Annotated in this window: 19 protein-coding genes and 1 pseudogene; 5 read left to right on the plus strand and 15 right to left on the minus strand. The window is 66.2% G+C overall.

What is annotated here, in order from left to right:
• Positions 1-58 precede the first annotated feature (58 nt).
• A complete protein-coding gene (gene fdhD, locus ACVWWN_RS17520) occupies positions 59-898 on the minus strand; it encodes a formate dehydrogenase accessory sulfurtransferase FdhD (RefSeq protein ID WP_457144990.1) in 840 nt (279 codons plus the stop codon).
• A gap of 237 nt (positions 899-1,135) precedes the next feature.
• On the opposite strand from fdhD, the pseudogene ACVWWN_RS17525 reads away from it, so the two are divergent.
• Positions 1,136-3,311: pseudogene (locus ACVWWN_RS17525) on the plus strand (glutamine synthetase III family protein).
• Between the two features lie 95 nt (positions 3,312-3,406).
• Here the strand turns inward: ACVWWN_RS17525 and ACVWWN_RS17530 are convergent.
• The 4 genes from ACVWWN_RS17530 to ACVWWN_RS17545 are packed head-to-tail and all read right to left on the minus strand — an operon-like array spanning position 3,407 to position 7,881.
• Positions 3,407-4,480, minus strand: a complete 1,074-nt coding sequence (locus ACVWWN_RS17530; RefSeq protein ID WP_457144991.1) for a YncE family protein — start codon at positions 4,478-4,480, stop codon at positions 3,407-3,409.
• A gap of 17 nt (positions 4,481-4,497) precedes the next feature.
• Positions 4,498-5,637: a Gfo/Idh/MocA family protein gene (locus ACVWWN_RS17535; RefSeq protein ID WP_457144992.1), complete on the minus strand. Its 1,140-nt coding sequence runs from the start codon at positions 5,635-5,637 to the stop codon at positions 4,498-4,500.
• Between the two features lie 53 nt (positions 5,638-5,690).
• The gene (locus tag ACVWWN_RS17540) at positions 5,691-6,710 is read right to left on the minus strand and encodes a Gfo/Idh/MocA family protein (protein WP_457144993.1); all 1,020 of its coding nucleotides are present in this window, start codon (positions 6,708-6,710) and stop codon (positions 5,691-5,693) included.
• Positions 6,703-7,881: a Gfo/Idh/MocA family protein gene (locus tag ACVWWN_RS17545; protein WP_457144994.1), complete on the minus strand. Its 1,179-nt coding sequence runs from the start codon at positions 7,879-7,881 to the stop codon at positions 6,703-6,705. Before ACVWWN_RS17545 ends, ACVWWN_RS17540 begins: the two co-directional genes overlap by 8 nt.
• Before the next feature lie 114 nt (positions 7,882-7,995).
• Here ACVWWN_RS17545 and ACVWWN_RS17550 point away from each other — a divergent pair, with 114 nt between their 5' ends.
• The gene (locus ACVWWN_RS17550; protein WP_457144995.1) at positions 7,996-9,015 is read left to right on the plus strand and encodes a LacI family DNA-binding transcriptional regulator; all 1,020 of its coding nucleotides are present in this window, start codon (positions 7,996-7,998) and stop codon (positions 9,013-9,015) included.
• Here ACVWWN_RS17550 and ACVWWN_RS17555 read toward each other — a convergent pair.
• The 9 genes from ACVWWN_RS17555 to iolC are packed head-to-tail and all read right to left on the minus strand — an operon-like array spanning position 9,012 to position 19,010.
• Positions 9,012-9,944 carry a sugar phosphate isomerase/epimerase family protein gene (locus ACVWWN_RS17555; RefSeq protein ID WP_457144996.1) on the minus strand — a complete coding sequence of 311 codons (933 nt, stop codon included), beginning with the start codon at positions 9,942-9,944 and terminating at the stop codon, positions 9,012-9,014. The genes ACVWWN_RS17550 and ACVWWN_RS17555 overlap by 4 nt on opposite strands.
• A 20-nt stretch (positions 9,945-9,964) precedes the next feature.
• On the minus strand, positions 9,965-11,464 hold the full coding sequence (locus tag ACVWWN_RS17560; RefSeq protein ID WP_457144997.1) for a CoA-acylating methylmalonate-semialdehyde dehydrogenase: 1,500 nt from the start codon (positions 11,462-11,464) through the stop codon (positions 9,965-9,967).
• A 7-nt stretch (positions 11,465-11,471) separates the two neighbouring features.
• Complete coding sequence (locus ACVWWN_RS17565) at positions 11,472-12,347, minus strand: sugar phosphate isomerase/epimerase family protein (protein WP_457144998.1); 876 nt, start codon at positions 12,345-12,347, stop codon at positions 11,472-11,474.
• A 2-nt stretch (positions 12,348-12,349) separates the two neighbouring features.
• The gene (locus tag ACVWWN_RS17570) at positions 12,350-13,369 is read right to left on the minus strand and encodes a Gfo/Idh/MocA family protein (RefSeq protein WP_457144999.1); all 1,020 of its coding nucleotides are present in this window, start codon (positions 13,367-13,369) and stop codon (positions 12,350-12,352) included.
• A gap of 7 nt (positions 13,370-13,376) precedes the next feature.
• A complete protein-coding gene (locus ACVWWN_RS17575; protein WP_457145000.1) occupies positions 13,377-14,297 on the minus strand; it encodes a sugar phosphate isomerase/epimerase family protein in 921 nt (306 codons plus the stop codon).
• A 16-nt stretch (positions 14,298-14,313) separates the two neighbouring features.
• Positions 14,314-16,263 (minus strand): 3D-(3,5/4)-trihydroxycyclohexane-1,2-dione acylhydrolase (decyclizing), encoded by a 1,950-nt coding sequence (gene iolD, locus ACVWWN_RS17580; RefSeq protein ID WP_457145001.1) that lies wholly within the window; start codon positions 16,261-16,263, stop codon positions 14,314-14,316.
• 2 nt (positions 16,264-16,265) lie between these two features.
• Positions 16,266-17,162, minus strand: coding sequence for a 5-deoxy-glucuronate isomerase (gene iolB / locus ACVWWN_RS17585; RefSeq protein ID WP_457145002.1), 897 nt, complete (start codon positions 17,160-17,162; stop codon positions 16,266-16,268).
• Positions 17,163-17,164: 2 nt separating this feature from the next.
• Positions 17,165-18,046, minus strand: a complete 882-nt coding sequence (locus tag ACVWWN_RS17590; RefSeq protein ID WP_457145003.1) for a Cgl0159 family (beta/alpha)8-fold protein — start codon at positions 18,044-18,046, stop codon at positions 17,165-17,167.
• Positions 18,039-19,010, minus strand: coding sequence for a 5-dehydro-2-deoxygluconokinase (iolC, locus tag ACVWWN_RS17595; protein ID WP_457145004.1), 972 nt, complete (start codon positions 19,008-19,010; stop codon positions 18,039-18,041). The genes ACVWWN_RS17590 and iolC overlap by 8 nt, the downstream gene beginning before the upstream one ends.
• Positions 19,011-19,165: 155 nt before the next feature.
• On the opposite strand from iolC, the gene ACVWWN_RS17600 reads away from it, so the two are divergent.
• Complete coding sequence (locus ACVWWN_RS17600; protein WP_457145005.1) at positions 19,166-19,897, plus strand: GntR family transcriptional regulator; 732 nt, start codon at positions 19,166-19,168, stop codon at positions 19,895-19,897.
• A gap of 167 nt (positions 19,898-20,064) precedes the next feature.
• Here ACVWWN_RS17600 and ACVWWN_RS17605 read toward each other — a convergent pair whose 3' ends face one another.
• Positions 20,065-20,808 (minus strand): TIM barrel protein, encoded by a 744-nt coding sequence (locus ACVWWN_RS17605; RefSeq protein ID WP_457149171.1) that lies wholly within the window; start codon positions 20,806-20,808, stop codon positions 20,065-20,067.
• 187 nt (positions 20,809-20,995) lie between these two features.
• On the opposite strand from ACVWWN_RS17605, the gene ACVWWN_RS17610 reads away from it, so the two are divergent.
• Together ACVWWN_RS17610 and ACVWWN_RS17615 are read left to right on the plus strand one after the other, a co-directional pair.
• A complete protein-coding gene (locus tag ACVWWN_RS17610) occupies positions 20,996-21,985 on the plus strand; it encodes a substrate-binding domain-containing protein (RefSeq protein ID WP_457145006.1) in 990 nt (329 codons plus the stop codon).
• 20 nt (positions 21,986-22,005) lie between these two features.
• Positions 22,006-23,064, plus strand: a complete 1,059-nt coding sequence (locus ACVWWN_RS17615) for an ABC transporter permease (RefSeq protein ID WP_457145007.1) — start codon at positions 22,006-22,008, stop codon at positions 23,062-23,064.

The following is a 23,064-nucleotide window of genomic DNA, read 5'->3' on the forward strand; positions in this document are numbered from 1 at the left end:
GGTGAAGAAGCTTGGAGGTTGTCTGGAGAACGGATGGAGATTGCAGGCAGGGGCGTTATCAGCCGTGTTTGATGCGGTCCGGGCGGGTGTAGACGTTCATCGAGTCGCCGCGGAGGAAGGCCACCAACGTGAGGCCCGACTGTGCGGCCAGGTCGACGGCCAGTGACGACGGCGCCGACACCGCGGCCAGCATCGGGATGCCGGCCATCACGGCCTTCTGGGTGAGTTCGAACGACGCCCGGCCGCTGACGAGCAACACCGTGCCGCCCAGCGGTATGCGGTTCTGCTCCAGGGCCCAGCCGATGACCTTGTCGACAGCGTTGTGGCGGCCGATGTCTTCACGGACGACGAGGGTGGCGCCGTTGACGTCGAACAGCGCCGCGCCGTGCAGACCACCGGTGGCCGCGAAGACCTTCTGGGCGTCGCGCAGCCGATCGGGCATGTCCGACAGAGTGTCCGCGGAGACCATCGACGGGTCGTCTCCCGGGCAGTATTTGCTGATCAGCCTGACCGCTTCGAGGGACGCCTTGCCGCAGATGCCGCACGACGAGGTGGTGTAGAAGTTGCGCGTGACGTCGATGTCGGGCATCTCGACGCCGGGGGCCAGTGTCACGTCGAGCACGTTGTAGGTGTTTTGCGAGAAACCCGAGCTGTCCTCGCTCGCGCCCCGGCAGTACCGCACGGCGAGGATGTCGTCGCGGCGTGCGATGAGCCCCTCGGTGAGGAGAAATCCTTGTGCCAGCTCGATATCGGAGCCCGGCGTTCGCATGGTCACGGTCACCGGCTCACCGTTGACGCGGATCTCCAGCGGCTCCTCGACCACCAGCGTGTCCGGCCGCGTCACCGCTTCGCCTGCGGACACATGGCGCACGCGGCGGCGCGCGGTGACCCGGCCCATTACTCAGCCCCCCACCGGACGGCAATCGCGGTGGACGTCGGCCGGGCCGGTGCGGCGTCGCGTTCGGTTCGTCTGCGCAGGGCCATGAAACCAGCGTAGGCCGCTCGGCGCGCGTCGAGAACTGACCCCGCATTCTGTCCTTGACGCGCGCGTAACAAGTTTGCCCATCGAAGGTTCCTACTGTCGGCCGGTCAGCGTCCGCAACGGTTGCGGGCGCTCGCGACGATAGGAACTCCATTGAGCGGAAACGCAGTCCGTCTGCAGGCAATCAACGATGTCGAGGCGTACGTGCCCCCGGCCATCAGCTTCGACCCCGGCGAGGAACCCGGCTCGATCTTCGGATCGAACGTCTTCACCAAGGCCGAGATGCAGTCACGGCTGCCCAAAGCGGTGTTCAAATCCGTCGTCGCCACCATCGAAAAGGGCGCCAAGCTCGACCCGGTCGTCGCGGACGCGGTCGCCGCAGCGATGAAGGACTGGGCGCTGGAAAAGGGGGCGACGCACTATGCGCACGTCTTCTACCCGATGACGGGGCTGACTGCCGAGAAGCACGACAGCTTCCTCGAGCCCGTCTCCGATGGGCAGACACTGGCCGAATTCGTGGGTAAGACCCTGATCCAGGGCGAACTGGACGCGTCCGGCTTCCCGTCGGGCGGTCTGCGCAGCACCTTCGAGGCCCGCGGCTACACCGGCTGGGACGTAACCAGTCTGGCGTACATCCTGGAGAACCCGAACGGCAACACCCTGTGCATCCCCACGGTCTTCGTGTCGATGACCGGTGAGGCCCTGGACTACAAGACCCCGCTGCTGCGCAGCCAGCAGGCGATGGGCACGCACGCCGACCGGATTCTGACGCTCTTCGGAGACACCAACCTGGAGAAGGTGGTGTCGTTCTGCGGACCTGAGCAGGAGTACTTCCTGGTCGACCGCCACTTCTTCCTGGCCAGGCCGGACCTGATCAACGCCGGCCGCACCTTGTTCGGTGCCAAGCCGCCCAAGGGCCAGGAGTTCGACGACCACTACTTCGGCGCGGTGCCCGAGCGCGTGCTGGGCTTCATGATGGACACCGAGCGCGTGCTGTTCAAGCTCGGCATTCCGGCCAAGACGCGGCACAACGAGGTCGCCCCCGGTCAGTTCGAGATCGCCCCGATGTTCGAGCGGGCCAGCCTCGCCTCCGATCATCAACAACTGCTGATGACCACGTTCAAGACGATTGCCAAGAAGCACGGCATGGAGATCCTGTTTCACGAGAAGCCGTTCGCCGGCGTCAACGGATCGGGCAAGCACGTGAACTTCTCGATGGGCAATGCCGAACTCGGCAGCCTGCTGGTGCCAGGCGACACCCCACACGAGAATGCTCACTTCCTGGTGGTCTGCGCCGCGGTGATCAAGGCCGTGCACAAGCACGCGGGTCTGCTGCGGGTGTCGGTGGCCTCGGCCACCAACGACCACCGGCTCGGCGCGAACGAGGCGCCACCGGCCATCATCTCGATCTTCCTCGGAGATCAGCTCGCCGACGTGTTCGAGCAGATCGCCAAGGGCGCGGCGACGTCGTCAAAAGGCAAGGGCACCATGATCATCGGTGTCGACACCCTGCCGCCGCTGCCGACCGACCCGGGCGACCGCAACCGCACCAGCCCTTTTGCGTTCACCGGCAACCGATTCGAGTTCCGGGCGCCGGGCTCGGGTCAGACCGTCGCGGTGCCGATGACCATCATCAACACGATCATGGCCGATTCGCTAGACCACATCGCCACGGTCCTGGAGAAGGCGGTGGAGGACGGTGAGGACTTCGACAGCGCGGTGCAGCACCTGCTGACCGACATCATCACCGAACACGGCGCTGTGGTATTCAACGGCGACGGCTACTCGGAGAACTGGCAGGTCGAGGCGGCCGAGCGCGGCCTGCCAAACTTCAAGACCACCCTCGATGCGCTGCCCGAGCTGATCAAGTCCGAGAGCATTGACCTGTTCGCCAAGTACCGGGTCTTCAACGACCGCGAGCTGCACAGCCGCTACGAGGTCAGGCTCGAGCAGTACACCCTCACCATCGCGGTCGAGGCCAAGCTGACGCTGGAGCTCGGGTCGACGGTGATACTGCCTGCGGCACTGCGCTATAGACCGAGTTGGCGCAGAACGTCGCGACCATGAAGGCGGCGGGAGTCGAGGCGAGCACGACGCTGTTGGAGGAGGTCTCGGCGCCGATCTCCGAGCTGTCGGGTGCGCGCGCAACGCTCAGGGCGGCCCTTGTCGGCCACGGCACCGAGTCCCCGTTCGGCGAGGCCAAACACGCCCAGGAGGTGTTGCTACCTGCGATGAACGCGCGGTGCGTGCCGCCGACACGCTGGAAAGCATTGTGGCCGATGATCTCTGGCCGCTGCCGACGTACCAGGAGATGCTGTACATCCTCTGAGTTGCCCTCCGGCGACGTCGTCGAGTGTGGGGGATCCGTTCGCCCGATGCGAACGCGTTAACCCGCAACCCCCAACACTCGGCGGCTACGGCGCCCTACGGCCGTGGGTCGACCATCTGTACCACCCCTGCGGTGACGCCGGCGATGAACAGCCGCCCGGTCGTCGGGTCGACACCGACGGTGTAGGGGTTCTGAACGGTGGCGATTCGTTGGATCGCCACCGGCGTCGCATCTGCCATGTCGTAGCCCACGATCTGGTTGGTTCCGGACGAGGCCACCCAGAGCCGGTCGCGCACGGGGTCGTAGGCGATTCCGTACGGGCCGCCGGACTGCCCGACCATGCCGACCTGATGCGGAGCCGGCAGCGGTGTGAAAACCCGCACCGCGTCGCCGCGGGTGTCGGCGGCGATCATTCGGCCGTGCTTGTCGGCCACCAGATGCGTCGGCCCCTGGCCGGCGGGTGTGGCACCGATAATCGTCAGGCCGGCCGCGTCGTAGACGGTCAGATCGTTCTTGCGGACGTCGAGCAGGCCCATGGACAGGCCGACCGAAGCCAGCCCGGCCGGCTGGACGCTGTCGGTGAACACCTTGAGGATTCGATCGCCGCGCAGCACGGTGACGGTGCCGCCGTGTTCGTTCGCGACGAATACGTCGCCGTTCTGCGCCTGGGCCGCGTCGTGTGGCACCGTGCCAGTGATGATCTGCGGCTCGGCGGCTCCACCCGGCAGGTCGACCCGGACGAGCGCGTTGGCGCTTTCCACCGGCACGAGCACCGGGCCACCGGGCGCGGCGAGTTGGAGGTGGCGCACGGTGCCGGGCAGCGGAGTTCGGTTGGTGATCGTCCCGGTGTCGGCGTTGATGAGGACGAGTTCGTCGGGGCGACGTTTCGCGACGGCGACCGTGCGCGTCGCGGCGTCGACGACGACACCTTCCGGCGCCGCGCCGACGCTGAGGGTCCGGCCCGGCGCCGGCGCGGATGGCGGCGGACCCGACTGCGGTTCGGCGGGCGGGGGCAGCTGATCGGATGGCGGACGATCGCCCTCGGTCGGCACTCCCGGCGGCAGCAGGCCGGTGGTGGTGGGTGTCGGCGATGCATGCCGGTCGGGAGTTTCGGCGCCGCAGGCCGCGACCACACACAGCAGCACGAACACCCACAGCACACGGTTCATACGTTCTGCTTACCCGTCTACGCCAGCGCCACCCAGCCCGCATCGTCGGCGTGCGAGGCGATAGTCGCCTCGACGAACCGGACGCCGATGAGCCCGTCGGCGCCGGTCGGGATGGACAGGTCGCGGGCCGGGGCCGGGGTGCCGTCGCGCCGGGCCCGCACCATGTCGGCGAGGTCGGAGTAGAAGTTGGCGAACGCCTCGAGAAAACCCTCGGGGTGCCCGATCCCGACGCGGGTCAGCCGCGCGGCGTCCTCGGACAAGGTGGCCATGCCGAGCGCGAGAACCGTTGCGCCACCGTGGGAATCGCGCGCGATGAGATGTTGCGGATCCTCGTGGCGCCACTCCAGGCTCGCTTCGTCGCCGAACACACGGATGTTCAGGCCGTGCTCGTGGCCGGTGGCCGCCATCGTCGCCCACACGGTTGCCGGCGCGCCGTTGGTCAGCGTCAGCCGCACGGTGGCGTTGTCGAAGACCCGCCGGTCCGGCACGAGCGTGTCCAGCTGGGCCGAGACCCGTGTCGCCTCCAGCCCGGTGAGGTAGCGCAGCAGATGGAAGGCGTGCGTGCCGACGTCGGCGACCGCGGTTGCCACACCACCGATCTCGGGTTTCATCCGCCATTGATCGACTGGGCGCGATGCCCAACCCGATGCATGCTCGGCGGCGACGAAGCGAACTCTGCCGATTTCGCCGTCACGGATCATGCGCGCGGCATGGCGAACCATGGGGTACGCCGAATAGATGTGGGGAACCGCGAGAATGGCGCCCGTCGACTCGGCGATCGACACCAGTTCCGCGGCGGTCACGGAGTCGTTCGTCAGCGGCTTTTCACATACCACTGAGATGCCTGAGTGCAGGAATGCCCGCGCGATCTCGAAGTGGCTGTCGTTCGGGGTGGTCACCGCGACCACGTCGACACCGTCGGCCCGGTCGGCTTCCGACTCGGCCATCTGCCGGTAATCACGGTAGGCGCGCTCACCTGCAATGCCGAGGCTTCGGGCGAAGTCGAGCGACCGATCGCGATCGCGTGCGAAAACACCTGCGGCCAGGACATATTGATTGTCCAGCCACATGGCGTGACGGTGTGCCGCGCCGATCATCGCGCCGGGTCCGCCGCCCACCATTCCCGCGACGAGTCGCAGTCCTCCTGGCTCACTCACTCTTCGATCCTCGTCAATCGAACGCGAGCGCGCGCGAGATCTGGATTTTCGAGTCAGGCGCTGCCGGCGGGATACCTGACGGGCTCCAGTTTCGCGCTGCCCAAGGACCGTGTGGCGGCCTCCGCGATCGCCTGGGCCTTCAGCGCCTCCGATAACGTCGGCCCGACCGGACTCCGATTCTGCAGGGCCGAAACGAAGTGGTCGAGCGACGAGCGGTAGCTGGCCGATACCCGCTCGAACCACCCGGCGTGCATTCCGTCGTCGGCGACCTGACCGCGGCCGTAACGCGAGACCGAGCCGGTTCGGTGCCTGCGGGCCTCCACCAACCCGGTCGAACCCAGCACCTCGATGCGTTCGTCGTAGCCGTAGCCGATCTGGCGCGCACTGTCGATCTGGACCAGCGCGCCGCCGGGCAGCCGCAACGTCACCGCGGACAGGTCGACGTCGCCGAGATCGGCCAGGCTCGGGTCGATGACCGTTGAGCCCGTGGCGAACACCGCCTCCGGGTCGGCGGCGGCGATCCAGCGGGCCAAGTCGAAGAAGTGGACAGTTTGGTCGCGCATCTGTCCGCCCGACACCGCGAGGTAGCTGAGCGGCGGCAACGTCGGTCCGCGGGTCGTCATCTGAATCAGGTGGACGTCGCCCACCTCGCCCGAGCTGACCACGCGGTGCAGTTCGGCGTAGTCGCGGTCGAAGCGGCGGTTGAAGTCGACCATGGCCAGGATGCCTGCCCGCTGTACCGCGGCGACCACCGCGGCGGCGCAGTCGAGGTCGAGGTCGATCGGCTTCTCGCAGAGCGTCGCGATGCCGGCCGCTGCGGCGCTGTGTAGGTGACCCGCGTGGGTATCGGTGGACGAGGCGATCAATACCGCGTCGATCCGGTCGCGGTCGAACACGTCATTCTCAGCGACGGCGGCCCGGGCGCCGTAGCGCTCCGCCAACGCCGTAGCCCTGTCGGCGTCCACGTCGTAGACCAGAGCGAAGTCGACCTCAGGATGGGCGGCCAGATTGGCGGCGTGCACGCCGCCGATGAAACCGGCCCCCACGAGGGCGATTCGGTACTTCTCAGACACCGAGCACGGCGAATCCGGGAACCACCCATGCGCCGTCACGGTTGTGGGACTGCTCGACAGCCTCGACGAACTGCACGCCGACCAGACCGTCGATTCCGGTCGGGATGGACAATTCACGCTCGACGTGGACGCCGCCGTCGCGTCGCGCCCGCAGTTGATCGGCGAGGTCGAGGTAGAAGTTGGCGAATGCCTCCAGGAAGCCCTCCGGATGCCCCAGACCGGGCCGGGTCAGCCGGGCCGCGTCGTCGGACAGCGTCGGCATGCCTTGCGCCAGAATGGACTTGGCGCCGTTGAGGTCTCGCACCACCAAGTGCTGTGGATTCTCGTGACGCCACTCCAGCGATGCTGTCTCACCGAACACCCGGATGCGAAGACCATGCTCGTTACCGGTGGCCGCCATGCTGGCCCACACGGTGGCCGGTGCGCCGTTCGCCAGTCGCAGTCGAACGGTCGCGTTGTCGTAGGTGCGACGGCCGGGCACCAGGGTGGACATCTCGGCGGAGACCGCGTCGGCCTCCAGGCCGGTGATGTAGCGCAGCAGATGGAAGGCGTGGGTACCGAGATCGGCCACGACGCCGGCCATCCCGGTGATGTTCGGGTCGGTTCGCCACAGTGCCTGCTTGTGGCCGCCGAGTTCCAGTGGCGTCGAGGCCCAACCCGACGCGTGTTCGACCGCGACGAACCGGATCTGGCCCAATTCGCCGTCGCGGACCAATCTGGCCGCGTGGCGCACCATCGCATAGGCCGAATAGCAATGTGGGACAGCGAGGATCACGCCGCCGGATTCGGCTATCGAGACGAGTTCGGCGGCAGAGCGCGAATCACCGGTCAGTGGCTTCTCGCACACGACCGAGATGCCGGCCCGCAGAAAGGTGCTCGCGATTTCGAAGTGGGAGTCGTTCGGCGTGGCAACCACCACCACGTCGACCCCGTCCGATCGCGCCGCCTCGGCGGCGGCCATCCGGCGATAGTCCGCGTAGGTCCGCTCGGGGACGATCCCGAGGCGCTCCGCCATCCGGGCCGAGGACGTGGTGTCTTGGCCGAAGACGCCGGCGGTCAGGGTGAAGTGATCGTCGAGTCGCATGGCGTGGCGGTGCGTCTTGCCGATGTCGGCGCCGTCGCCGCCGCCGACCATTCCCGCCAATAGGCGCGGGTCTCGTCGCTGGGTCATCTGTCATTCCTCGTAGTCCACCGAGCCGTCGATGCATGGGACAAACGTGGACCGGTCCCAGCCGTCTCGGCTACAGTACGGGGAAACGGGTGAAGGATCAATATGCTGTCTGCGATGTCTGCCGGAGGTGAGACCCGCCGACCCGCGACCATTCGCGACGTCGCGGCGCATGCGGGTGTGTCCAAATCGTTGGTGTCCAGAGTGATCCGGGGCGAGGCCAATGTCAGCGCGGAACGGCGCGACGCGGTGCAGGCGGCGATGGCGGATCTCGGTTACCGAACCAACCAGATCGCCAGAGGGTTGTCCGAGGCCCGCACCGGGACGGTCGGCGTGCTGCTCAACGATCTCCGCAACCCGTGGTTCGTGTCGCTGCTGGAGGGGTTGACCACCACGCTCGACGCCGTCGGAATCGCGCCACTGCTGGCCGACAGTCACCTGGATCAGCGCGTTGGCAGGGACACCGTGGAGCGCCTGCTCGGTCAACGTGTCGACGGTCTGGTGGTGGTGGGCACCACCGAGTCAGGTGCGGCGATCGAGCGCGCAGCACGCGAAATGCCGGTGGTGCTGGCGGGCACGCACGAACCGAACCTACCGCGCGTCGACATCGCTGCCGACGACGACATCGCCGGTGCCCGGTTGGCGACACGGCACCTGATCGAGCTCGGACACCGGCGGATAGGTCATCTGGTGGGTCCCGGCATCGTCGGGTCATTGCGGCGCAGGGGGTTCGAAGCGGAGATGACCGCGGCGGGATTGGCCGGCTTCGCGATGACCGAGATATCGGGCATGACCGAGGAGGGCGGGTATGCCGCGACCGGCCGGTTTCTCGACCGGGCCGATCGGCCGAGCGCGCTCCTGGCGTTCAACGATGTGGCATGTGTCGGTGCACTGTCGGCGGCAGATGACCGTGACCTTCTGGTCCCGCAAGATCTTTCGCTGGTCGGCTACGACGACACGTATCTGGCGCGCATTCGGCATCTTTCGCTGACGTCGGTGGACAACGGAAACTTCGCCGTCGGAGCACAAGCCGCCAAGTTCCTGCTGCAGCGCTTGGAGGGCGGCACTGCGCCGCAGCGGATCTATCTGCACCAGCCGACATTGAGTATCCGCCGCTCGACGTCGGCGCCGGGCTAGACGAACGCTTCGAGAATTGTCGACGCCGAATCCGCGGCAAGCTTGAGGGCATCACTGACCGGCAGTGCGCGGTAGGACGTGGACAGTATCTCCACGCCCCACGGCCCGCCGAAGCCGAGATCGTTCAGCAGTGTGACGAAGCCGGCGAGGTCGAAAGATCCTTCGCCGCAGAGCATTCGGTGGTGGACCGTGTCCTCGACCAGTGTGCCGACAACCGTTGCGTCGGCATCATCGAGTTCGACGCCGAAGATCATCTCCGGCCGCAAAGCGGCCCGCAGCTCGGGAAGCGTGGTGCCGGCGCGGAAGACGTGCCAGGCGTCGATGAACAGGCCGGCGGCCGGATGAGCTGCCGCAGCAACGATCTCCGCACCCATCGAAACCGTGGCGATGGCCGAGAACGGCATCGTCTCGATGGCTACCCGGGTCCCGTGTGCTGCCGCCTGTTCGGCGAGTTCACGCAGCGGCGCGGCGAGAGCCAACGGTTCTGACGTCGCCGGCCCGTTCTCCGAGCCGATCTTGATCTGGGCAGGCGTAAGTAGGTCGGCCGCCTCGAACAGCAGGTCGCGGACTTCGTAGGAGTGTCCAGGATCGCCACGGGGAATCCACCACCGCTCTAGGAGTTCGATCTCGACGTGGGAGAGGCCGGCGTTCGAGATCAGTCCTCGCAGCCCTTGGAACCCGATGCTGTCGCGGATCGCGATGAGATCGTCGGCGATCAAGCCGAGCCCATCGAAGCCGGCGTCGGCGATGGCTTCCACCCGCTCGGCGATGGGCACCGGACTGGTGGCCGGGCTACACAACGGCGAGATGTCACCGGCACTGCTCCAAGCGGTGGCGACGAGTCGTGGTTTCGTCAGCGTCGAAGCCTCCTCAGGGGCACACGAGCGTGCGTGTTGTACGGAAAACATCGGCGTGTCGCCCGCAGACACGCACGCTCGCGGAGTAGTGGCTACTGGTTCTGCGGGAAGCCGAGTTCGATGCCGCCGTGGCTGGGGTCGAGCCAGCGGCTGGTGATGGCCTTGGCGCGGGTGAAGAAGTGGACGCCTTCGGTGCCGTGGGCGTGGGTGTCGCCGAAGAGGGAGGCTTTCCAGCCGCCGAAGCTGTAGTAGGCCATCGGGACGGGAATGGGCACGTTGATGCCGATCATGCCGACCTCGACCTCGTTCTGGAAGCGCCGGGCCGCGCCGCCGTCGTTGGTGAAGATGGCGGTGCCGTTGCCGTAGGGGTTGTTGTTGATCAACTCCAGGGCCTGGTCGTAGGTTTGCACCCGCACGACCGACAGCACGGGGCCGAAGATCTCGTCGGTGTAGACGCTCATCTCGGGGGTGACGTGATCGATGAGCGTGGGCCCGAGCCAGAATCCCTCGGCGCTGCCGTCGGCCTGCACCCCGCGGCCGTCGACGACGATTTTGGCGCCGTCGGCTTCCCCGGCGTCGATGTAGGAGGCGACTTTGTCGCGGTGGGCCTTGGTGACCAGCGGGCCCATGTCGGAGTCTTTGGTGCCGTCACCGATTTTGAGGCCGGTGGTGCGTTCGGTGATTTTGGCGATCAGGTCGTCGGCGATGGGGCCGACGGCCACACACGCCGAGATCGCCATGCAGCGCTCGCCGGCGGAGCCGAAGCCGGCGTTGACCATGGCGTCGGCGGCCAGGTCCAGGTCGGCGTCGGGCAGGATCACCGCGTGGTTCTTGGCCCCGCCCAGGGCCTGGACGCGTTTGCCGGCGGCGGTGGCGGTGGTGTAGACGTATTGGGCGATCGGGGTGGATCCGACGAAGGACACCGATTTGATCGCCGGGTTGGTCAGCAGTTCGTCGACCACGGTCTTGTCGCCCTGCAGGACGTTGAACACCCCGGCGGGCAGGCCGGCTTCGGCCCACAGCGCGGCCAGCCACAGCGAGGCCGAGGGATCCTTCTCCGAGGGCTTGAGCACCACGGCGTTACCCGCGGCGATGGCGATGGGGAAGAACCACATCGGCACCATGGCGGGGAAGTTGAACGGGGAGATGACCGCGACCGGCCCGAGGGGTTGGCGGATCGAGTAGACGTCGACCTTGGTCGAGGCGTTCTCGGTGAACCCGCCCTTGAGCAGATGCGGGATGCCGCAGGCGAACTCGACGACCTCCTGGCCGCGGCTGACCTCGCCGAGCGCGTCGGAGACGACCTTGCCGTGCTCGCTGGTGATGATCTCGGCCAACTCGCCCTTGCGTTCGTTGAGCAGTTCCCGGAATTTGAACAGGATCGCGGTGCGTTTGGCCAGCGAGGTGTCCCGCCACGCCGGGAACGCCGCCGCCGCGGCATCGATCACTGCCCGCGCATCGGCCACACTGCCCAACACCACCTCACCGGTCACCTCACCCGACGCCGGATTCGTCACCGCGGCGGTGTCGGCGCTGTCGCCTGTGAATGCCTCGTTGTTCTTCCAATGCTGAATTGTCTTGGCCTGGCTCATGTCGTGGTCACTTTCCGTACTTCGAGATGTAATCGGTCATGGTGTTGAGTTGGTAACGCGACACCTCGTGGGCGTTCTCGTCCTCGGCGAAGACCGACGACACCATCACGGTATCGGGACGGTCATAGAACCCGATTTCCGCAAGGCCGGAGAAGAACTGGTCCCAGTCGACATCGCCGTCGCCGATCTTGAGGTGCTGGTGCACCCGGGCGGCGTTGCCCGGCGGATTGGTGATGTAGCGCAACCCGTGACTGCGGTGGTGGTCCATGGTGTCGGCAACGTGCACCAGTCGAAGCTTGTCGCCCGCGGCCCGCATGATCCCGGGCATGTCGCCCCCCATATGGAAGGTGTGGCAGGCCACGTAGACCATTCCGATGTTGGGTGAGTTGACACCGCGGATGATACGCACGGCCTCGAGCCCATCCTCGACGAAATCGTCTGGGTGCGGATCAATCCGGACATCGATGCCTTCGCGTTCGAAGATCGGCACCAGTTCCTCCATCGACCGGAAGAACGCCCGCTCGGATTCCTCGGCGCGCTCGGGCCTGCCGGAGAATTCGGTGTTGATGACGTTCACTCCGAGGTCGACGGTGATCTGAACGACCCGCTTCCAGTTGCGCACCGCAGCCTCGCGGGCGTCCTCGTCGGGACCCGACCACCGCAGCACCGGAAGTACCGACGCGATGCCCACGCCGGCGTCTGCGCATGCTTTGCGGAACTTCGCGACCAGGTCGTCGTCGGCACGCGGGTGGTTGAAGAACGGGATGAAGTCCCGGTGCGGGGTGAGTTGCAGGTGTTCGTAACCCAATTCGGCAACCAGCGCGGGGAATTCCAGAAGTTCGTGGTCATGGTGGAACGGTGTCGGGTCGAGCGCGATCTTCATGGTCAAGCCCCGTCGATCGAGGCGCGGTCGACCATCTTCACGTCCACCGGCAGTCCACTGTTCAGCGACTCCACACCGGCCTCGCACACGGCTGCGGCGGCGTAGCCGTCCCATGCCCCCGGCCCGTTCACGTTGGTGCCGTTGCGCACGGCGTCGACCCATTGCTGGAACTCGGTGTCGTAGGCCTGGCCGAACCGCTCGCGGAAACCGGGAGTGATCTGCCCGCCCCACGTGCCCGGCGCGCTCTTGCGGACCAGCCCGACGTCGAGTCCGATGATGGCGCTGCCCTTTTCGGCTACCACCTCGGTGCGAACCTCGTAGGCCACTCCGGTGGTGACGAACAGTTCGACGTCCACGTGTCTGCCGGAAGCCGTTCGCATGATGGCGATCTGTGGATCAGCGAGGCTCTGCGGGGCGCCGGGGTTCGCCGTCGGCTTGATGATCTGGATCGACGTGATCTCCTCGTCGAACAGGAAGCGCGTCACGTCGACCTCGTGGACAAGGGAATCGCGTACCACCATCGCGCTGTCGAAGTTCGCGGGCACGGCGGGGTTGCGATGAGCGCAGTGCAGGACCAGTGCGCGGCCGAGTTCGCCGCCGTCGAGCAATGCCTTGAGCCGGGCGTACTCGTGGTCGAAGCGGCGCATGAAGCCGACCTGGATCAGCCGCTTGCCCAATTCGGCCTCGCGCCTGACCACCGCGAGCGCGGTGTCGACATCGGTGGTCAACGGCTTCTCGCAAAGCACCGGCTTGCCGTGCTCGAGGCACGCCAGCAGCTGCTTCTCGTGGGTGGGGCCCGGGGTGGCGAGCACGACGGCGTCAACGTCCGGATCGGCGATGGCGTCGAGCGGGTCGCCGACGGCCCGGCATCCGGGGACCGACGCGGCGATCTGTTGGGCCTTTTCCGCCAGGTAGTCATTGACGACGGTCACCTGCGCACCGGAGATGCGGGACGAAATGCGTGCGACGTGGTCGGCGCCCATGAGGCCGACACCAAGCACCGCGATACGTAGATCAGACATGTTGGTCCTAAGCGAATTTCACGGACGGGACACCGCATGAGCCGAGATACTGGCGCGTGCGCTGGGCGATGGGCAGGGGAGCGTCGACCTCGCAGGGATACATGTCCTGCTCGACGATCGCGAACACGTCGATGCCGAGCTTCTCGATGGCGGCCAGCAGCGGTGGCATGTCCGGGATTCCGCGTGGCGGTTCGGTCATAGCGCCGAGCTTCACGGCCTCGCCGAACGGCAGATCCTCGGCCTCGACCTTGGCCCGCACCTCGGGATCGACCTGCTTGAGGTGCAGGTAGCCGATCCGTTCGGGAGCGCGCTCGATGATCGCGATGTTGTCCCCGCCGCAGTAGCTGATGTGGCCGGTATCCAGGCACAGGTTGACGAACTCGCCGTCCGTGCCATCGAGGAAACGGTAGACATTGTCCTCGGTGTCGACGTGGCTGTCGGCGTGCGGGTGGTACTGCGCTCGCACGCCGTATTTCTCGAACATCGCCTTGCCGAGCTCGTTCATGCCGTTGGTTTTCTTGGCCCATTGCTCGGAGCTGAGGTTGCGGTCCTCCAACACCACACCGGTCGCCGGGTCTCGCCACATCTCGGGGATCACGACCACGTGCCTGCCGCCGACGGCCGCCGTCAGCTTCGCGACATCCTCGATCTGCTTCCACACGGAGTTCCAAGCGTCATCGCCACGAGAGGTGGACTGGTGCAGATGCTCGAATACCGTGCCGGCGGACAGCTTGAGATTGCGCGCGGCCAGTTCGTCGGACAGCTGCTGGGGGTCGGTCGGCAGGTAGCCGAACGGGCCCAGCTCGATCCATTCGTATCCGGATGCGGCGACCTCGTCGAGGAAGCGGGTGTAGGGGGTCTGGTTGGGATCGTCGGGGAACCAGACTCCCCAGGAGTCGGGGGCCGAGCCGACCAGGATTGAGCTCATCGGGTCGTCATTCCTCTCACGATTCGGAAGGGCGGATGAGGGGGCGCTGGATCTTCTTCCAGTCCGCGTAAGTTTGATACGCCGACCGGGTGGACTCCAGCGACGAGACCTCCGCTACCGGTACGTCCCACCACGACTCGCTGTCGGGTGCGACGATCAGTGGATCGGTCTCGACGTGGATGACGGTGGTGTGGTCGCTGGCCTTGGCGACCTTGACCGCATCGGTGAACTCGGCTGCGGTGACAACGCGGATGACGTCCGCACCGAGGCTGCCCGCGTTGGCCGCCAGGTCGACGGGCAACTTGGCGCCGTCGAGTCGCCCATCATCGGTCCGGAACCGGTAGGAGGTGCCGAACCGTTGGGAGCCCAGGGCTTCTGACAGCGAGCCGATCGAGGCGAAGCCATGGTTCTGCACCAGCACGACGATCACCTTCACGTTCTCCTGAACGGCGGTCACCAGTTCGGTGGCCATCATCAGGTAGGAGCCGTCGCCGACCATGACGAAGACGTCGCGGTCCGGTTCGGCCATCTTCGCGCCGATGCCACCGGCGATCTCGTAGCCCATGCAGGAGTACCCGTACTCGACGTGGTAGCCCTTCGGGTCACGGGTCCGCCACAGCTTGTGCAGGTCCCCGGGCATCGAACCGGCGGCGCACACCACCACGTCGCGCGGGTCGGACAGCGTGTTGACCAGGCCGATCACCTGATTCTGATTCAGCGCTTTGCCCTCGTCGATCCGGTAAACGGTCGACACCGTGTCTTCCCACTCATGTGCGAGTTCGGCGGTGCGGCTGCGATATTCGGTACGGACGGAATAGTCGCCCAGTGCCACGGCCAGCGCCTCGATCGCTTCGCGGGCATCGGACACGACGCTGACGCCGCCCTGCTTGACCGAGTCGATCGATGCCACGTTGATGTTGACGAAGCGAACGTCGGGGTTGTTGAAGGCCGTTCGCGACGCGCTGGTGAAATCGCTGTAGCGGGTGCCGATCCCGATGACGACGTCGGCCTCGGTGGCCAGCGCGTTGGCTGCCGTGGTTCCGGTGGAACCGATGGCGCCGACCGACTGCGGATGGTCGTAGGGGAGTGACCCCTTGCCCGCCTGGCTCTGGCCGACGGGGATACCGGTCTTCTCGCACAACGCCGCGAGTGCGTCGGTGGCGCCGGAGTAGATGACGCCGCCGCCCGCGACGATCAGCGGCTTGGTGGCCGACCGGATCACGTCGGCGGCACGCTCGATCACGGACCGCTCCGGCAGCGGGCGGCTCACGTGCCAGGTGCGTTGGGCGAACAGCGATTCCGGCCAGTCATGCGCTTCGGCCTGGACGTCCTGTGGGATCGCGACGGTGGCTGCACCGGTCTCCACGGAATCGGTCAGCACCCGCATCGCGCCGAGCAGGGCGGCGGGCAATTGTTCGGGACGCCACACCCGGTCGAAGTAGCGCGACAGCGGTTTGAATGCGTCGTTGACGGTGATGTCGCCCGACGACGGCAACTCGAGTTCCTGCAGCACGGGACTGCTCACCCGGGTGGCGAAGGTGTCGGCCGGCAGCAACAGCACGGGCAGGCGGTTGATGGTCGCCAGTGCGGCGCCGGTCAGCATGTTGGTGGATCCGGGCCCGACGCTGGCGGTCACAACCCACGTCTGCAGCCGGTCCTTCTGGCGGGCATACGCCACCGCGCTGTGCACCATGGCCTGTTCGTTGCGGCCGAGAACATAGCGCAGAGACGGCTGGCAGCCGGCCTCGAGCGCCTCGACCTCATCCTGGAGCAGCGCCTGACCGAGACCCGCGACGTTGCCATGCCCGAAGATGCCGAAGGCGCCGGCGAAGAACTTGGCGCGTTGGCCGTCGCGTTCGACGTACTGGTTGCCCAGGAACCGAATAGTCGCCTGCGCCACCGTGAGTCGAACGGTCGCTTCGGTGTCGGCTGTCTTCTGGGCTCGCTTCGGAGCGGTGGAGACCACGGTCAAACTCCTTTCGGGTCGCTGGCGGAGCCGGCAATTGGGCGGATGCGAAGGGGCAGGCGGGGGTCGACGGCCTGGTCGTCCCAGGTGCCGCGGAGCCAGGCGTGTACCGGGTCGTCGACGATCTTCCAGGCGCGCTCGGCGCCCGGTCCGGCCATCACGTTGAGGTAGTACATGTGGTAGCCCGGTGCGGCGACCGAGGGGCCGTGGTAGCCGTGGGGCACCAGCACCACGTCGCCGGTGCGCACCTCCTCGAGCACCTCGATCGGACGGTCGGGAGTGCCGTACACCCGGTGATAGCCGAAGCCGCGCGAGCCGTCCGGCCCCGCGGCGATCTCGAAGTAGTAGATCTCTTCTAGTTCCGACTCGGTCGGTGTGTTCTCGTCATGCTTGTGCGCGGGGTAGCTCGACCAGTTGCCGCCCGGCGTGATGACCTCGCAGGCGATCAGCGAATCGGCCTCGAAAACGCCTGCGGTGCCGAAGTTGTGCACCTGGCGGCTGCAGTTGCCCGCGCCCCGTAGCTCGACAGCCACATCGGCCGCCGCGACCCGCCGGTTGGGAAATGACCGCGTGGCCCTGGCGCCGCAGATCGCGAACCTGCCCTCTCCGGAGAGCACGTACGTCTGGTCGATGCCGAGGTAAACCATGTCCGACGGGCCGTCGAAGACCGATGCGCGCGGCGCGAGTTCGAATGTCTGGCCGGCGCAGTCGATGATTCCGCTGCCGGCGAGCGGCAGGATCATCACCTCGGTTTCAGCCGTGCTCAGCTCTGCGGTCTGCGAGTTGTCGAGTTCGAGGACCTGCAAGGAGGATTCGGTCCAACCGGCCGACTCCGGGCTGATGTCGACGGTGAGCGGTGGCGTGGCCGACCGGGCGGGGATATACAGCTTGCTGTGCATTGTCACCTCACCATCGAGACCGCGGTCGCGACCGCGGAGCTGACATCGTCATCGGTGGGATAGAGCAGTGTGCGCCCGACGATCAGGCCGCGCACCGACGGCAATCCCAACGCCTTCTCCCAACTGGCGAACGCCTCGTCCGGGTCGGCCGGGTCACCGCCGAGAAGCAGGGTGGGCATCGTCGTGGCCTCCATCACGCGGTCCATCTCGTCGACCACCGGCAGCTTCATCCAGGTATACGCCGAGGTCGCGCCGAGTCCCTGGCCGATGTGCACGGACTTGATCACGGCATCCGGGCTCAGATCGTTGCGTACCTTGCCGTTCACCCGGGAGGACATGAACGGTTCGAGCATCGCGATCAGCCCGTACGCGGCCAGTGCATCGACCGCCTGCGCGCAGGCGGCCATGGTGGCGACGGTTCCGGGATCGTCGAGGGCGATGCGGCACAGCATCTTTCCGCCGTTCATCTTGGCCACCGCGGTCGAGGTCGCCGTCGCGCCGGTCATCCGGTCGTCCAGCTCGAAGCTGGCGCCGGCCAGGCCTCCGCGATTGAAGGAGGAGAACACGACCTTGTCCTCCAGCGCGCCCAGCAGAACCAAGTCGTCGAGGATGTCGGAGGTGGCCAGCACGCCGTCGACTCCGGGGTCGGCCAGTGCGGCACGCAAGCGGTCGAGCAGGTCGGTGCGGCTGTTCATCGCCGTGGCCCGGGAGCCGACGGCGAGCGCGCCGCGTGCGGGATGGTCGGCCGCCACGATCATCAGCCGGCCGTTGCCGCGGATTGTGGGCCGGGTGGTGCGGCTGTCCCAGGCCCGGGCCACCGCACCCGGATCGGAGGCACGTAGGTCGGTGATCGCGGCGTAGTCCGTGCACAGCGCTTCAGACATTGACGGCCTCCGTTGCGGTCTGCTCGGCGAGCGCGGCCACCTCTTGCGCGGTCGGCATCGCCGTCGAGCACTCCAGCCGTGACGCGACGATCGCGCCGGCCGCGTTGGCGTACCGCAACGTCTTCTCGAGCGGCCAGCCCGCGAGCAGGCCGTGACAAAGGCTGCCGCCGAAGGCATCTCCGGCACCGAGGCCGTTGACGACGTCGACATCGTTGGGCGCTACGGTCACCGACGAGTGCTTCGTCTTACCGAGCACTCCGCGCGGGCCCTGCTTGACGATCGCGAGTTCCACTCCGAGATCGAGTAAGGCGTCGGCGGCTTTGTGCGGATTGGTTTGACCGACGGCGATTTCGCATTCCTCGCGGTTGCCGACGGCAACGGTGACGTGGGCGAGCGCCCGCTGGACCTGTTCGGTCGCGGCGGCGGTGGACTCCCAGAACATCGGCCGGTAGTCGAGGTCCAGCACGGTCAACGGTGCCCGCTCTCGCGCCGACCAAGCCGCGAAATGCGCGCTGCGGCTTGGCTCCTCGGACAGGCCGGTGACCGTGGACCAGTACAGCCGCGCATTGCGCACGGCGTCGGCATCGATCTGCTCCGGCTGGATCTGCAGGTCAGGGGCGCTTGGCCGCCGGTAGAAGTACAGCGGGAAATTGTCCGGTGGGAAGATTTCGCAAAAGGTCACCGGAGTCGGATATTCGTCGTGCGTACTCACGTACCGGTTGTCGACACCGAGTCGGGCGAGTTCCTCGCGGACGAAGGTTCCGAACGGATCGGCGCCGACGCCGGAGATGAGACCGGCGCGCTCGCCCAACCGGGCAGCGGCGACAGTCACGTTGGCGGCGCTGCCGCCCAGGAACTTGCCGAATGTCTCGACATCTTGCAGACCGCGGCCGATCTGGAGTGGGTAGACGTCGACGCCGCAACGCCCGATGGCGAGTACGTCGAAGTGCGCAGTATTGGTCAAGAGTCAGCTCTCCACGAGTAAGGGAACGGCTGTCTAAGACTGTGCCCGCCGCCACTCGTCCCTGTCAATAGTTTGTCCTGACATTCTATCTTTCGATCATGCGGTGTTAGTATGCAGCTACGCTTTGTCTGGCCCAGCGCGAGATCGGAGTCAACGTGCCCTTGGCGGTGGAGCTCGACAGGTCAAGCCCTGTTCCCCTCTACTATCAGCTCGCGCAGGCAATCGAGGCGGCGATCCGTGACGGCGAACTGTCACCCGGTGATCGGTTCGAGAACGAACTCGCGTTGGCAAAGCGGTTGACGTTGTCGCGGCCCACCACGCGGCGCGCGATCCAGGAACTCGTCGACAAGGGTCTGCTGGTACGAAAGCGTGGGGTCGGCACCCAGGTGGTGCAGAATCCGGTACACCGCCGGGTCGAACTGACCAGTCTCTTCGACGATCTTGTCCGGGCCGGCCAGGAGCCGTCGACCCAGCTGCTGGACTATCAGGTGGGGCATCCAGAGGAAGAGGTAGCGCGCGAGCTGTCCATCGCATCCGACCGTGAAGTGGTGTCCATCCAGCGACTTCGCTGCGCCAACGGCGAACCGCTGGCGGTGATGACCAACCATCTGCCCGCCGACATCGCGCCGGCACCCGAGGAGCTGGAGAGCAACGGCCTGTATCAGGCATTGCGGGCCCGCGGGGTGCACATTCGATTGGCTCGGCAACGGATCGGGGCAAAGGGCGCGACCCGCGCCGAAGCCCGGCTGCTCGACGAGAAGCTCAATGCGCCGTTACTCACCATGGCCCGGACCGCCTTCGACGATTCGGGCACCGCCGTCGAGTTCGGTACGCACTGCTACCGCGCCTCGCGCTACTACTTCGACACCACGCTGGTCGACCGCTAGCGCGGAGCGGCGTGGTGCCACGAACGACCAGCTCTGGCTCCAGCACAACACCGACTTCACCAGTGCTTTCGCGCTCTGGTGTCAGCACGGCCAACCGAACGGCGTGACGTGCCAGCGCCGCGGCGGGGATTTCACACGAAGTCCCGCCGTGGTGTGTCCGTCGGGGGTTACGCGGCGAACACCGCTCGGAAGGCTTCGAGCGCCGCTGTGCTGTCCGAAGCCGCCCATGCCTCGAGGCCAACCGTGCCCGAATAGCCGATGTCGCGCAGAGCCTTGGCAATAGCCGGGTAGTTGATCTCCCCGGTCCCCGGTTCGCAGCGCCCCGGTACGTCGGCAACCTGAATCTCGCCGATGGCGTCGCCACAGCGGCGGACCAGTTCGATGAGGTTTCCCTCGCCGATCTGCGCGTGATAGAGATCGAGCATCATCTTGACATTCGGATGATCAACCGCTTCGACGAGCGCAAGGGTGTCCTTGGCGCGGGCCAGCGGGATCCCGGGGTGGTCGACGATGGTGTTGAGATTCTCCACGCAGAAAGTCACCCCGGCGGCGGCGCCGAGTTTGCCGATGCGCTCCAGTGTGCGCACCGCCGTCGTCCACATCTGGCCCGTGGCCCGATGCCGTGGCCGGGCGGCCTGCCCGTCGACGAGTTCGGCGGTATGGAGGTTGAGTCTTGGCACGCCGAGCGTTTGAGCGGCCTTGATGCTCAGTTCCGCAGTCCGCACGACTTCGTCCGCGGTGTCCGGGTCGATCAGGTCACCGTGCAGGTAGCCCGTCATCGAGGAGAACCGGGCACCCGTATCGGCGAGAGCGTGCAGGTCCTTGTCATCCCAACTCCAGATCTCGACGGCGAAGCCGAGGTCGTCGATGCGCCGCACCCGGTCGACGATGGGCATATCGGAGAAGACCATCTCGGAGCACACGGCCAGTTGCAAATCGGTCACGTGTTTGCCACCTCTCTCGTATCAATGCGACCGACGCACCCTAGCATTTGATATGCAGTCCTAATGTCAGGACAAAGTATTGACTTTCCGCTGTGAGACGTATTACATCGACGCTTAGAGCGTGTCACGTCGCACTCGATAGCAAGGAGAAACAATGAGGTTCAGTCGGCTCGCGGCCGTCGCAGGGGCGAGCGTGCTCGTATTCGGGATCGCGTCATGTTCGTCGACCGGGGGCAAGCCCCAGGAGAACGGCGGCGGCATGGGTGCCGGCCAGGCGAATACGCCCCGCATGACGGTTGCGATGATCACCCACGAGGTGCCCGGCGACTCGTTCTGGGACCTCATCCGTAAGGGTGCCCAGGCCGCGGCGGACAAGGACAACATCGAACTGCGCTACTCCAACGACCCCGAGGCGCCCAACCAGGCCAACCTGGTGCAGAGCGCGGTCGACAGCAAGGTCAACGGCATCGCGCTGACGCTGGCCAAGCCCGATGCGATGGCGCCGGCCGTCAAAGCCGCCGAGGCGGCCAACATCCCGGTAGTGGCGTTCAACTCGGGCTTCGACAACTTCAAGGCGATGGGCGTGCAGGAGTACTTCGGCCAGGACGAGAAACTTGCCGGGGTCGCGGCGGGCGAGCGACTCACCACCGACGGGGCGAAGAAGGTGCTCTGCGTCATCCAGGAGCAGGGCCAGGTCGCGCTGGAATCCCGCTGCGCGGGCGTGACGCAGGGGTTCAAGGGCCAGACCGAGCTGCTGAACGTCAACAGCAAGGACATGCCTTCAGTGGAGTCGACCATCACGGCCAAACTGCAGCAGGATCCGTCGGTCGACCATGTCGTCGCCCTCGGTGCGCCGATCGCGCTCGCCGCGGTGCAGTCGGTCGGCAACGCAGGCAGTCAGGCGAAGGTCGTCACCTTCGACACCAACGCGGCACTGGTCGGTTCCATTCAGAAGGGCGACGTGCAGTGGGCGGTGGATCAGCAGCCGTTCCTGCAGGGATACCTCGCCATCGACGCGCTGTGGTTGTACCTGAACAACAAGAACCTGATCGGTGGCGGTCAGGCTACGTTGACCGGTCCGTCGTTCATCGACAAGTCGAACATCGACGCCGTTGCCGATCTGGCCAAGTCCGGTACCCGCTAGCCATCACGGAAAGAGAAAAGATGTCTACCCAAGCTGAAGTGGATCTCGGCAATCGCAAGGTCGTACACGACGAACGAGTCAAGGAACGAAACCGCATACAGCGGTTGTTGATTCGGCCGGAGATGGGTGCGGCGATCGGCGCTGTCGTGATCTTCATCTTCTTCTTGGTCGTGGCGCCGCCCTTCCGTAGCCCCGAGGCGCTGGCAACTGTGCTCTACGCCAGCTCGACGATCGGGATCATGGCCTGCGCCGTGGCGCTGTTGATGATCGGCGGAGAGTTCGACTTGTCAGCGGGCGTCGCCGTGACATTCAGCTCTCTGGCGGCGTCGATGCTGGCGTACAACCTGCACCTGAACTTGTGGGCGGGCGCGGGTCTCGGGTTGATCCTGGCGCTCGCGGTCGGCTTCCTCAACGGCTACCTGGTGATGCGGACGAAGATTCCCAGCTTCCTGATCACCCTGGGCACGCTGTTGATGCTCACCGGCATCAACCTCGCGGTGACCAAGCTGATCTCGGGGCAGGTGGCAACACCGAGCGTGAACGACATGCAGGGCTGGGAATCGGCCAAGTGGGTGTTCTCGGCCGACATTCCGATCGGTGGTGTCAACATCCGCATCACGGTTCTGTGGTGGCTGTTGTTCACCGCCGTCGCGACGTACGTACTGTTCAAGACCCGCATCGGCAACTGGATATTCGCGGTCGGTGGTGACCAGGAGAGCGCCCGCGCCGTGGGTGTGCCGGTCACTGCGGTCAAGGTCGGTCTCTTCATGTTCGTCGGGTTCTCCGCCTGGTTCGTCGGCATGCATCTGCTGTTCGCGTTCAACACCGTGCAATCCGGCCAGGGCGTGGGCAACGAGTTCATCTACATCATCGCCGCGGTGATCGGTGGCTGCCTGCTGACCGGCGGGTACGGCACCGCGATCGGCGCCGCGATCGGCGCCTTCATCTTCGGCATGGTGCAACAGGGCATCGTGTATGCCGGCTGGAACCCGGACTGGTTCAAGTTCTTCATGGGCGCGATGCTGCTGTTCGCGGTCGTCGCCAACAATGCTTTCCGCAACTACGCAGCGAAGAGGTGA

Source organism: Mycobacterium sp. URHB0021 (assembly GCF_054057895.1).